Origin of the sequence: Vallitalea sp., from assembly GCF_025211055.1 — a bacterium.
In the GTDB taxonomy this organism is placed as follows: domain Bacteria; phylum Bacillota; class Clostridia; order Lachnospirales; family Vallitaleaceae; genus Vallitalea.
Genome location: NZ_JAOARO010000065.1, coordinates 1 through 11369 on the forward strand (window position 1 = coordinate 1; position 11369 = coordinate 11369).

Consider the following 11369-nt stretch of genomic DNA (forward strand, 5'->3'; position numbering starts at 1 on the left):
AAAATAAGCAAGTAATAGAAAGTAATAAGAGCAAAAGAGAAACCCACAAGAATTATAAGCTTACAAAACAGCTTAATCTTGCGGGGTTTACTTATTTCTTATTTAAGAGCTCAAATATCGCTATTTAACGACAGCCCCATTATATTCATTATATTTTATTGTAGGAACATTTTTATATCATCTTCTACGTTAGTAATACCACCGATACCAAATGTTTCTACTAATACTTTAGCTACGTTTGGTGACAAGAACGCAGGAAGTGTAGGACCTAAGTGAATGTTTTTCACACCTAGATGCAATAGAGCTAATAACACTATTACTGCTTTTTGCTCATACCAAGCAATATTATATGCAATAGGTAATTCATTGATATCATTAAGTTCAAATACCTCTTTTAATTTGAGAGCAATGACAGCAAGTGAATATGAATCATTACATTGTCCAGCGTCTAATACTCTAGGAATTCCACCTATATCACCTAAAGGTAATTTATTGTACTTATATTTTGCACAACCAGCTGTAAGAATAACTGTATCATTAGGTAATTGTTTAGCAAAATCTGTATAATAATCTCTTGACTTCATTCTTCCATCGCACCCAGCCATCACAAAAAATTTCTTGATTGCTCCAGTCTTAACAGCTTCAACAACTTTATCAGCAAGTGCAAAAACTTGAGCATGTGCGAATCCACCAACTATTGATCCTGTTTCAATTTCAGTAGGAGAATCTAATTTCTTAGCATGTTCTATAATCTCAGTGAAATCTTTTTTACCATTTTCATCAGCTTCAATATGTTTACATCCTGGGAATCCTGAAGCTCCAGTTGTATATATTCTATCCATATGATTTGCCTTTGGAGGTACTATACAATTAGTAGTAAATAACACTGGTCCATTAAATGATTCAATTTCTTCTTTTTGTTTCCACCAAGCATTTCCATAGTTTCCTACGAAATTATCGTATTTCTTGAATGCAGGATAGTAATGAGCAGGTAACATCTCACTATGTGTATATACATCAACACCTGTTTCCTTAGTCTGCTCTAATAATTGTTCCAAATCACTAAGATCATGACCTGATATTAATATAGCAGGATTATTCCTTACACCTATATTTACTTCTGTGATTTCTGGATTACCATAAGTACAAGTATTTGCATCATCAAGCATTGCCATAGTATCCACACCATATTTTCCAGTTTCAAGAGTTAGTGCCACTAGATCATCTGCACTTAATGTATCATCAAGTGTTGCAGCTAATGCTTTAGTAATGAATGTATATATCTCATTATTTTCTTTACCTAAGTTATAAGCATGATGTGCATAAGCAGCCATACCTTTTACTCCATATGTTATTAATTCTCTTAATGAACGAACATCTTCATTTTCAGTTGCTAGTACACCTACAACCACGCTATCTGCTTTTGCTTCTATCTTACTATTTGAATCTGCTGTCCATGTAACGCTATCATGTAAATCATCAAGAACAATACCTTTTTCTTCTAATTTATTCTTTAATTCATCTCTTAGTATTAGTCCTTCTCTTATTGTCTTATAAAATACATTTTCATCAAAATTAGCATTTGTTATTGTCATGAATAATCCATTTATTATTAATTCATTTACTTGGTTAAGATTAATCTCAACTTTTCTAGCTTCATTAGCTAATATTGAAATTCCCTTCATAGTATAGATAAGTAAATCTTGTAGATTAGCGACTTCTGATTTTTTACCACAAACTCCTGCTAATGTACATCCAGTTCCCTTTGCAGCCTCTTGACATTGATAACAAAACATAGTAGGCAAATCTCCTTTCGATTTAAAAAATTTATTTTTTGTTTAATTGCTTTCTGTGTTTTTTTTGGTTTTGGTTAACCAGTGACTAAAGTATAACATGGGGTTGAATAGATTTCTGTAACGTATGTTACCAATGAGAAATTTTTAACAAAAAAAGATGATCCTGTTATATACAAGAATCATCTTTTAATGTATTTATTTTTTTAGTTATTACGTTGATAATTTATTACCCTTTTTTAGATATCTTTTTGATACATTTGACTATATTTTTCATTTCTAGCTTTCATTATTTCATTTATATCGACTGAATTCTCTTTAGTCAATTTAGGTATATCAATTTCAACTTTTTTATTTATATTATATATTTTTTTATTGAATTCAAGATCTAATTTAATAACTCCAGATACTTCATCATATAAACTATCTTCATCATCAAATTTTTGATTAGTTAATTTATCTCTTACAGCCATAACTTTTTTTATATTAGCAATATCTATATTCAAATCTATTACACCTGATTCGTTAACAATATAACCATCTTTATTAATAGCATATTCTATAACTATACCTTTTTCACCTAATAAATTACATTTGCATAATTTATCTGTAAAGGCATTAATGTTTTCTTTTAATAAAGGCTTATTTTCATCTAGATTCTCAATAAAACTATCAATTTCTTCTTTAACTTTTTTGATTTCTTCTTCAGGCTTGTTAATCATCTTTGAGATAATATCCATATATTCATTGAAGAACTCAACCGCTTCTTTATTATCTAATAAATTATTAGCTGAATAATTTATTAACTTACTTAGTGACTCGTTGTCTAATGATAGTTCATAAACATATGCTGTCTTACCATCAATTGTTTTTCTTCCTTTATTCTTTACTAATTTTAAATTAGGTTTATATTGTAAAGCATAGTCTTTTAAGAATTTCTTAAATCTATCTTGTAACTCTAATACTAATTTACTATCATAAATAATATCTTCATTATTTTCTTGATTAATTACAAGATATTGCTTACCAGCTAACTCCTGATTAGGTGGAAGCATCATTATAGATGGTAATTTTATTACTTGTAGGGATTTAGAATTCTTTTGTGACATTTTATGATCTGCCCAATATTCTACTCCCATACCAATCCCACCAAAAACAAATTTGGTGTCTACATACATTTTTCTTGATGTCTTTTGTTTGTTTTGCTGTAATTTTGTGTGAATGTTAATCTTGGAATCCTGTAATAACATTTTAACTGAATCAATACTTGACTGCTCTTCTTCTGAAAATCCTTCTGTCACTAATGTTATTGAAATATCTGTATCATTTTCATTTGAAGTGACTTCTAATGATTTCTTAAATGCATTATATAATTTACTCTCATTATAATCACATCCAACAAATATTAACATAACAGATAATGCACACACTATTATTACTGATATTTTTTTCATACTATATACCTCCATATATTGTCTTTTTTTGTCACTATTAATTATAAACCATGTTAAGTATATTGTAAATCAATTATTTATTTGACATCAGTTTGTAATTTATCATAATTAACTATATATTTAGTAATGTTTTTATTTCTATATTAAATAACTCATAATTTTATTCGAAGCAAAACAAATCCAGAGAAAAATATTTATCTCTGGATTTATTATATATTCTTGTTAATAATAAATATTATATATTAGTCAATAAGATTTATAGACTATTAATTACTTCTTCAGGTGTATCAACTATTTGAAATTTATTAATAAATTCTGTTCCACCAAGTCTTTTTAATTGTGACATAGCAATAACTGAATCAAGTTTTACGTAATATCTCTTTTTAAATGGTGTTTCTAAATATTTATTTAGTGCTAATGTTAATACTTCTCCTACTTCTGGTGTAGAAGTTGATTGCTTTCTTGCATCTACTAAAAATACGTACTCATTTACATTAATCATTTTTAATTTGCTTTCATATTCTTTCAAACAATCTTTAGCTTCATCTAATGTGAACATCCCATCAGCTACTAAAGATACTAATTTTTTACTTGAATCTACGTTAATTTTATACATATGTATACCTCCTAGTACATGTTTTGTTATTTAATATTAAATATCATATTCTGGGTCAAGTGTTTTATAGAATAATTTACAATCCAATGATTTTTCAGGTGGTACTTCTTTAAAATGTTCGGTCTCAGCATAATTTGTATGTATAAGCATCCCTTTTTTATCATGAACAAGCTTAAATTCAAAATATTTTGATATCAATGTAGCAGATTTAATATTGGTAGCTTCAAGAAACATGCCTTTATAACCTCTTTTTATTGCATCATCCTGACAGATTTTCACTAAGTCTTTTGCAATTTCTTTTTTTAACTTATCTGACTTAACACCAATCATAAACATATGTACAAAATCATTCTTTTTAATTTTTTTATTTGTTTTGTAATAAATAGTATCCAAAAACCTCTTATCAAGTACTTCAAGCAATTCACAGATTTTATTCATGGGCTCTAAATTATCTGTAAATGGTGATACCTCTCCATCGGGGTCAAAATCTTCACATGCTAATACACCTATGATTCTATTGTTCTTTCTGTTTATAGCTATATAACACAATCCTTGTTCTACAACATTTTTCATGTAACTATAAACAAATTCATTAAAATCCTCAAATGATAAGTGAACAGCCTGTACCATTGGTTCAGATATTGTTTCTTTCTTTACTGTTACCCCCGCAAAAGTTTCAGCAAGACATTTTGCTGCTTCAGCAATCAATTCTTCATTTTTACTATCTAATCGCTTATACTCTAATTCTATATTTAATTGTTCCAAAAATCTTACTAAAAATACTTTATCATAATAAACTTCTTTTTCTTTCATTATTTCCCCTCTTTCAACTATTCAATTAAACAAATAAAATAATTCATCCAAGAAATGATAAAATATACTATATTCTTATGGCAGGAAGATTCTTTAATATAAAAAAGTACTGATATAACATTTCGCATAACGTTACTAGTCCAACAAAAAACAGCTACTAATAATAGTGGCTGCCAAAAAATTATTGTACGGCAACCTGGCAGTCTTAGAATATAATCCCTTAGACCCATAGCTTTGCGTCCCTATTTTTCAATAGGTTTGCTATTATTTAAACAAACAATATTTAATACTGGTGTTATTATAACATTATTATTCTTTGTTTTCAATTTATTTTATAGAATAAATTTTCCCGATCACCTTTTTTTGTAATTCTAACTTAATTTATAATTATTACTAATTGTCTATCTCAATATAGATAATTTATACTAATAAAGCACTATTTCTATTTATCTCTTTATCTTAATACATTGTGTTTATTAATTATTACCCTTCAAATAAATTCATCTATATCATTTAATATTAATTACTATATTGTACTGCTCTTATATTAAACATAACTAAGAGTGATGAAAATGCTATTTATTTCAAGATTGTAAAATATAGGATTACAATAATTCCTAACACAATTCTGTACCAGCCGAATACTTTAAAGTCATGTTTTTTGATATATCCTACTAGGAATTTGATAGCTAATATTGAAACTACAAAAGCAACTATCATTCCTGTTAAAAGAACTAATAATTCTAAACTTGTAAATTCAATACCGAATTTTAGTATCTTGATTATACTTGCACCAAACATAACTGGCATAGCCAAGAAAAATGTAAATTCAGCGGCTACAGTTCTTGATGTTCCTATAAGTATTGCTCCTAATATGGTTACTCCAGAACGTGAAGTTCCTGGAATTAGTGATAGTACTTGGAACAAACCTATTATAAGTGCTGTCTGATAAGTAAGCTCAGAAATATCATTAACTTTACAAGTTCTGCCTTTGTTCCATTTCTCTATGATAATAAATAATATACCATATAATATCAATGTAATAGTAACTGTCTGATAGTTATAGAATAATTCATCCATCTTATCGTCAAATAATATACCTACGATTCCTGCTGGAATACATGCAATGACAATCTTTACCCATAAAAGAATAGTATCTTTTTTAATAAATTGTCTTTGTTTAAACGAAAAGGGAAAAATCTTCTTCCAGAAAATAACCACAACTGCCATTATTGCCCCTAGCTGAATTACAACGAAAAACATTTTCTTAAAAGCTTCTGACATATTTAACTTAAGAAATTCATCAACTAGAATCATATGACCTGTACTGCTTATTGGCAACCATTCTGTAACTCCCTCTACGATACCAATAATCAATGCTTTAAATATCTCAATAATATCCATATAAAAAACTTCCTCCTGAGTAAATAGCTTGTTCTATGTTGTAAAAATAATACATTTCTTCAATTATACATTAAATCAAGTCACATGCGCAACAAGATAAGCATTAAAAAAACCTTAAGTTTATTAATATTCTATAAAAAAAGAAGCTACACCTCATTCCGTAGCAACTTTTCTATTAGATAAATAAGTTCTTGTCAATGGATACTTTCATAAATATTTTTATTACTTATATTGTCATTATAATTAATTATTTCTCCCTTTCTAAGTGAAGTTCTTAATCCTTTAATGACTTTATCCATCTTTTCTAATTCTTGCAGCATAGCTTTTTCTTCTTTTCCTGTTTCTATAACCTTATATATACCACCGTTTCTTATAACTATTCTCTTATCAGCCATAAGTGCCAAACTAGGGTCATGAGTTGCCATTAATACAATCTTTTCTTTGCTGACAAGAAGACCCAGTGCTTTTTTTCTATCAATACCAGCATTCTCAATTTCATCTATTAATACAATAGGGGACGTGCTTAGAATAGCTGTATCCGCTATCATCAAAGCTCTAGATTGTCCACCACTTAGGCTAGTGATAGGCGTATTAAGGTCAAAAGATTCTCCTGCTAGATTATTAGCAGCTTCAATAATCTTATTTATTACTTTTTCTTCATTTTCAACCATACGACTTTTTGCATGTAGTTCAAGAAATTCACTGACAGTTAGATCCATTACAAAATTCATGTTCTGTGATAGTTGTGCCACTAATTTATTGCCTGATGAAAACCTCCATTTTTTATCTGGTTTTTCACCATTGATTAGGATTGCTCTACCTGTTGGGGTATCTTCATTAGCTGTCCATTCTATATCAGCTAATAATCTACTTTTACCTGAACCTGTTGGACCAACAATAGATATGATCTCACTTTTATTAATAGTGATATTATCAAAATTTTCTTTTTGTCCGAATTTATCATATCCAGCTATAATTGTTAATGAATCAACTGCTTTTTCTTCTTTGATACCTAGAAAATCTAACATAGTATTAATATATACAATTATATCATCAGTCAATTTGGTTGTGTCTATAGCCCATTCTTCTCTTTCTTCTTCTGAAAAATGTTCTAGGAAACTTATAAAAGTCTCATCTCTATAATCATCAATCTCTAGTTTATTATCAGCAAAGAACGCTATAATAAAGGGATATTTATTTTCTATTTCATTAATTGTCAGTTTATTAAGTTTATCTCTATTTATCATCTTCATCACCTAATTTCATTTTTCTTACATTACCCATTTGATAATCCTCACCTATTCTAGTTTCACCTAAACAGTATGAACAAAGTGCTGATGGCATTGAGAATCTTAATTTTTTCCCTTTTACTGTACGTGTATCAATTTCTTCGTCATATAGTAGAGTACTTAATTCAAATGCACCTTGTCCAGTTAACCCATTGATATGCATTGTAACGGCTTTTGGATTAACAGAATTAACTCTTGAAGAAAACACTTCCCGCTCTGCTTGTGATACAATGTCACCTTTGGTAATTACAACTATATCAGCAGATTTTAACATTGGTCCTATTTTCTTAGGAGTATTTATCCCACTAAGATTATCAATTACACAAATTGCTTTGATATCCTTAATATATGGCGAACAACGATTACAAAGTCCTGCACTCTCAGTAATTAATAAATCCAAGTTTTCTTTTATCCCCCACTTAACAACTTCTTCAATATTACTGACAAAGTAATGGTCCGGGCAAAGAGAACCAGACAAACCTTTCTTAACAGGTATTCCTGCTTTTTTATATAATATATCATCATCTGTATAGAGACAGTCAAATTTTACTACACCTACTGATAATCCTCTTTTTTGAAGAGCACCAATTGTTTTAAGAATCACTGATGTCTTGCCTGAAGATGGAGGTCCGGAAATAGTAACTAGATTCATATTTATCACCTTCCTCTCTATTTAACTTCTATATTTTCATTGAATATACTTTCACATCTTTTTATTAATTCACCCATATCATTATTGTATATATAATCCCAACCTAACCACATATATTTATGTTCCATTGATATCATGTTATCCACTTGGGGATTAACACTTGGGAACTTACCGTTATGTGATAAGATTTCTCCTACTTCTTTTGAAGCAAAAAAATCAACAACTGGTTCTAACATATCTTTTTTGCTCTTCTTTGATAGTAAGAATATCGGACTTATTATAGCTCCATCTGATGGCCATATAGGTCTCATAGGCCCTTCATTTTTAATCATCTTAGTAAAGAAATAAGGCATTATTGTAACAACTGGTTTATCTTGTTTTCTATGGGATTTTACCATTTCAGAAGGATGCATTCCTGTTGATAGGCATTTTCCTAGTTTTCTCAATCCTTCTTCCCCATATTTTTGATGAATATTCAATAATATGGCGTTAAATAAATCAAAATCGCCAATTGGCAGGCTAATACTATTCTCAAACTCTGGTTTTAATATATCTTCCCATGATTTTGGCATATCTCTGTCATCTAACTCTTCTATATTTACTAAAAATACTGCTGGCACTACCCCTATTATTGAATAATTATTATTAGGATCTTTTAGAGATATTTCTTCATTATCAAATTCCTTATTATAATGTTTCATTTTGGTTATATCTTCAAAAACACCTTTTGAAGCCCATTTGCCAATTAGTTTTTTGTCAAAAAATAAATCAAATCCTGCTGATATGAATATATCTGATAAAACATCTTCATCTTCATTTTTCTCTAATGATTCTTTTAACCAATCTACTCCCATGGATGCTGCTTTTAATTCATACTCCATTTTAGTACCTAGTTTATTACCAGTGCCTTCCATCCATTTATTGAAAGATTCCATTAGTGGTATTCTCACTGGGCAAGGTAAAATTCCTTCAATTTTTATGTCAGCATTATTATTAGTAACTTTATCAGTTTCATCATTTATAGCTTTGTTATGATTTATCGCATCTACAAGATTCTCGGTAAATACATAAAGATTTATTTTTTTCATCTTCAATGCTGTTTCAAGAGTTATCGATTTTCCTATCAATTTCCTTTGTTTTTCGTCTTGCATTCCTTCAAATCCTATTGATTCAAATAAATCTATGGTCTCAGGATAACGTTCTGTAATATCATATAATGAATCATTTACATTAAAATATTTTGTCATAATATCCTTCCTTTCAATTATATATGGTAATAAATAATTCTATTTTATCATTAACTTATTATTTATTATACTATTATTTATTATTTTAGCTGTATCATATGTTACCAAATAAAATTTAGCATAAAAAAACTTACTAAACCCTTACACTTATAATGTGAGGGTTTAATAAGTTTTAGTCATTTTATTTTTTGTTGTGACAACGCTTTAATGTAGTAGCAGTCACGCATTTTATCCCTTTTCTATATTTTTGCTAACCATTGTCCACAGAATGGATCAACAGGATTGATCCCTTTGAATTCAGATCTACCTAACATTTTATTTATTACTGCTTCAATAACATCTTTACTACTTGTGTAACCGTTAATGAATGTTTTAACTTGTGGTACATCCATTAAATGATATGGATTGGCTACAGAGATAAATGCTGTAGGCAAATCTTGTATGAACCACGGAACATTAATACCCATTGGAGCTGCCCATGTTAATCTTACTACTGTTTGGTTACTGTATGTTGCAATATTGGCAAAATAAAGAGCAACATCATAGTTATCTTTAAAGCTCGCCACTGATTGTTCCATATCTCTCATTGTTAGTCCTTCTGTTTGAAATATTGTAACATCAAATCCTTCTTTTTCAAGCAATTCTTTAAATAGCCTATGCTTATTAGAACCACCAAAATGATTCATTTCATCACCTAGAACAAATAGCAGTACCCTTTTGTGTTTTTTTAATGAAAGTGGTAATAACTGTTGTGAATCTTTTACTAATGTGATTGATTGATCTGCACATTGTTTTACCCACTGAATATGTTCTTCACATTGTAATATCTCTAGCTCTGTTTTCTTAGGAATCAATGTCCCTTCTTGTTTTTTCTTATGTAAATCTAATGACGCCTTTGTTGCTAATATTCTTGTAACAGCTTCATCAATTCTTTCTTCTGTCAAGATACCGTTTTCAATCCCTAGCATCATGAATTCAAAATCTTCTTCCAAGCTCTTATTGAATAAGAACATATCACACCCTGCTGCAATAGAATAAGGTACTGCTTTTTCTCTACTCATAGGCATTGTAAATCCAGCCATAGGTGTTGCATCTGTAACAATCATTCCATTAAATCCTAATTTTTCTCTTAGTAGTCCCTTAAGAAGTTCTGGTGCTAATGTTGCAGGCATTATTTCATCATCTTCTATATCAGGTCTAAGCATTTTTGAATACGCAGGCTGCATAATATGCCCAACCATAACTGTACGAGCTCCCTCATCAATCAATCCTTTATATACTTTACCATATGTTTCATCCCATTTTTCAACTGATAGAGAATTGATTGTTGTCAATAGGTGTTGGTCTCTTTCATCAACTCCATCACCTGGGAAATGTTTAATTGAAACACAGCCTCCATTTTCTTGAATACCTTTCATATACGCTTTACCCATTTTTAATACTCTTTCTGGGTCTGATCCATATGTCCTTATGTTGGTTATCGGGTTTCTCCAGTTATAATCAATATCTATGACAGGTGCATATGCCCAGTTACAACCTACTGCACTAGCTTCTCTACCACAGATAACTCCAAGTTTATATGCCATTTCTTCATTATCAGTAGCAGCTACCTGCATTTGTGTACCCATCAATGTACCATCTATAGCCGTACCGGTTCCACCAGTTTCTAGATTGGCTGCAACCAATAATGGTACTTCTGAATTTTCTTGTAAGATTTTATGTGCATTATGTACTTCTTCTCCAGTACCCGGTCTGAACATAATAGCTCCTATCTTAATATCTTTTACCATGTGTTTTAAATAATCTTCATTATCTGATAAACCAATAGGAGCAAAAAGCTGCCCTACCTTAGTTTTTAAATCCATGCCTTCAAGTGTATCCTTAACCCATCCTATATCTTCATCTTTTAAATAAAACGGATTACCTTTTAAATCTATCATTATAATTTCCTCCTATCGTACTAATATTCTCTCGGAATCTCTAAGCCAGTAAATTCAACGCTTCTAGATTCCTTTTTATTAAAACCCCCCACTTTTTTGTCAAAAACCATTGACATATTCATCGAAAAATGTGCGCTTCGCGCCTTGATTATGAAATATAT

Annotated in this window: 9 protein-coding genes and 1 riboswitch; all 9 genes read right to left on the reverse strand. The window is 29.7% G+C overall.

Annotated elements, in window-relative coordinates; all coding sequences use genetic code 11:
• Positions 1 to 155: 155 nt before the first annotated feature.
• The 9 genes from hcp to N4A55_RS09470 all read right to left on the reverse strand — a co-directional run bounded on the left by hcp (position 156) and on the right by N4A55_RS09470 (position 11208).
• Entirely contained in the window at positions 156 to 1796 is a 1641-nt protein-coding gene (hcp, locus tag N4A55_RS09430) for a hydroxylamine reductase (protein ID WP_293755454.1), read from the reverse strand.
• A 236-nt stretch (positions 1797 to 2032) separates the two neighbouring features.
• A complete protein-coding gene (locus N4A55_RS09435) occupies positions 2033 to 3247 on the reverse strand; it encodes a hypothetical protein (protein ID WP_293755456.1) in 1215 nt (404 codons plus the stop codon).
• A 256-nt stretch (positions 3248 to 3503) separates the two neighbouring features.
• Positions 3504 to 3863, reverse strand: coding sequence for a hypothetical protein (locus N4A55_RS09440; protein WP_293755458.1), 360 nt, complete (start codon positions 3861 to 3863; stop codon positions 3504 to 3506).
• 36 nt (positions 3864 to 3899) lie between these two features.
• Positions 3900 to 4676 carry a hypothetical protein gene (locus tag N4A55_RS09445; protein WP_293755460.1) on the reverse strand — a complete coding sequence of 259 codons (777 nt, stop codon included), beginning with the start codon at positions 4674 to 4676 and terminating at the stop codon, positions 3900 to 3902.
• Positions 4677 to 4863: 187 nt separating this feature from the next.
• Positions 4864 to 4949, reverse strand: a riboswitch (cyclic di-GMP riboswitch).
• Between the two features lie 306 nt (positions 4950 to 5255).
• Positions 5256 to 6080, reverse strand: coding sequence for an undecaprenyl-diphosphate phosphatase (locus tag N4A55_RS09450; protein ID WP_293755462.1), 825 nt, complete (start codon positions 6078 to 6080; stop codon positions 5256 to 5258).
• A 194-nt stretch (positions 6081 to 6274) separates the two neighbouring features.
• Positions 6275 to 7327: an ATP-binding cassette domain-containing protein gene (locus N4A55_RS09455; protein WP_293755464.1), complete on the reverse strand. Its 1053-nt coding sequence runs from the start codon at positions 7325 to 7327 to the stop codon at positions 6275 to 6277.
• On the reverse strand, positions 7317 to 8021 hold the full coding sequence (locus N4A55_RS09460; RefSeq protein WP_293755466.1) for a GTP-binding protein: 705 nt from the start codon (positions 8019 to 8021) through the stop codon (positions 7317 to 7319). Before N4A55_RS09460 ends, N4A55_RS09455 begins: the two co-directional genes overlap by 11 nt.
• A gap of 17 nt (positions 8022 to 8038) precedes the next feature.
• A complete protein-coding gene (locus N4A55_RS09465) occupies positions 8039 to 9268 on the reverse strand; it encodes an ABC transporter substrate-binding protein (RefSeq protein ID WP_293755468.1) in 1230 nt (409 codons plus the stop codon).
• Between the two features lie 239 nt (positions 9269 to 9507).
• Positions 9508 to 11208: a glycoside hydrolase family 3 protein gene (locus N4A55_RS09470; RefSeq protein ID WP_293755470.1), complete on the reverse strand. Its 1701-nt coding sequence runs from the start codon at positions 11206 to 11208 to the stop codon at positions 9508 to 9510.
• Positions 11209 to 11369: the final 161 nt, after the last annotated feature.